Origin of the sequence: Methanoregula sp., assembly GCF_002835825.1 — an archaeon.
GTDB lineage: Archaea > Halobacteriota > Methanomicrobia > Methanomicrobiales > Methanospirillaceae > Methanoregula.
The window spans coordinates 1-2,120 of record NZ_PIZH01000373.1 but is presented as its reverse complement, the minus strand read 5'-3'; the positions used below and the strand labels follow the sequence as shown (position 1 = coordinate 2,120).

Genomic DNA, 2,120 nt, shown 5'->3' with positions numbered 1-2,120 from the left:
TGATGGCTGACCACACGATTGCCGCAACGTTTACGATCAACCAGTATACAATCAACGCGACAGCCGGGCCGAACGGAGCGATCTCGCCGTCAGGGATCACAACGGTGAACTATGGCGGGAGCCAGGCATACAATATCACGCCGGATACGGGCTACCACGTGCTTGATGTTGTTGTTGACAGCGTGTCCCAGGGACCATTAACCAATTACACGTTCACAAACGTTGTGACGAATCACACGATCGCGGCAACGTTCCGCATGACCCCCCCGGTGGCGAACTTTACCGCAACACCGCTTTCCGGCGGGGTTCCCTTAACCGTCACGTTCACCGATCTGTCGACAAACAACCCGACGTCATGGCTCTGGAACTTCGGCGAGCTGGATAATGGCACCTCCGTTCTGCAGAATCCGACACACACCTATTTCCTGCCGGGGAACTATTCGGTTGAGCTGACGGCGACCAATGAGGGCGGGAGTAACAAGTCGGTCCGGCAGGGGTATATTTTCACGTACTATCCTGCCGTGGCGAACTTTACCGGGACACCGACTACAGGGAGTTACGGGCTGTCCGGACTGACCGTCCAGTTCTCTGACCATTCAACGGGGGGAGTCTCGTCCTGGAACTGGGACTTTGGCGATGGATCCTACAGCGGAGCTAATACGCAACAGAACCCCGGACATACCTATGCGGTGGGCCGCTACTCCGTGAACCTCACGGTTGCCAATACCTTCAGCAGCAGTTATCTCCTCCGGGAGAATTACATCAACGTAACGCCGAACGCCCCGACGAGCGACTTCGAGACCTACGATAACGACGTGGATATGAACCCGCGTAACTCCGGAGTAGCGCCACTCAGTGTCTTCTTCTACGACCTGTCGTCGGATGATCCGACCTCATGGACGTGGAATTTCGGCGACGGGAATGTCACGACGATCACAAAGGACGTATCCCACGAGTACGGGGATATCTATCATACCTTCACGAACCCGGGCACTTACAATGTCAGCCTTACTGCGAACAATGCATGGGGAAGTGACACGAGCTACAAGACGATTACGGTATTCCAAGCCGTGACGGTGACCAGCGTGTCGCCAGCAGCTGGCCCGACAGCCGGTGGTACGCCCGTAACGATCATAGGAACGAACCTGGTAGGAGCGAGTGCAGCAACCTTTGGCGGGACTACGGCAACTGGCGTGTCAGTGATCAACGCTACCGCGGTCAGTGCGATCACACCGGCTCATGCAGCAGGATCTGTTAATGTAGTAGTCACCACACCGAACGGTACTGCAACCGGAACGAACGTATATCGGTACGTTTCTCCCCCGACCATTACGGGCATCTCCCCAACGCCCGGGCCGTTAGTTGGTGGAACAGCGGTAACCATAACCGGAACCAACCTCGCTGATGCAGTCGTAATGTTTGGCAGCAACCCCGCAACCGTCACGACTCCTGGTACCACTTCAATCATCGTGACCAGCCCGGCCGGATCAGCAGCTGGCGCTGTGACCGTTACGGTTACAACACCGGGTGGTTCAGCAACGACCACCTACAGGTACTATGTTATCCAGGTGTTCACGTCGTCGACTACCTGGGCCGTTCCCGCGAACATCGGTACCGTTGAATACCTTGTTGTTGCTGGAGGCGGCGGTGGAGGTGGCCAAGGAGGCGGCGGCGGTGCTGGTGGTGTCCTGAACGGCACATTGACAACAGGATTATCCGGGACCAAGACCGTCACAATAGGTTCGGGTGGTACGGGTGGCACTACCGCCCGGGCTTCAAACGGAGAAAACTCGGTATTTGACACGATAACAGCAACCGGTGGCGGTGGTGGAGGCACGAGCAGCAGTACCTCCAGTGTCGCAACTGGCGCCAATGGCGGTTCGGGTGGTGGCGGTGCACGGAACCGGGCCGGAGGCACTGCGAGTGCCGGCCAAGGATATAATGGTGGAGCGGGAGGCAGTTCTACCAGCCCGTATGAAAGTGGCGGTGGCGGTGGCAAATCCGCAGCAGGTGGCGCCGGGTCAACTGCCAATGTCGGTGGGGCTGGCGGGGCCGGGATGGACTACTCATCGATCTTCGGAACCGGGTTTGGTGTAGACGGCGTTGTGGGAGGCGGTGGC

1 protein-coding gene is annotated in these 2,120 nt (G+C 57.9%); it reads left to right on the top strand.

Features of this window, described 5'->3' with window-relative positions; translation table 11 throughout:
• On the top strand, positions 1 to 2,120 hold a 2,120-nt coding region (locus tag CW742_RS11200; protein ID WP_292420415.1), incomplete at both ends, for a PKD domain-containing protein.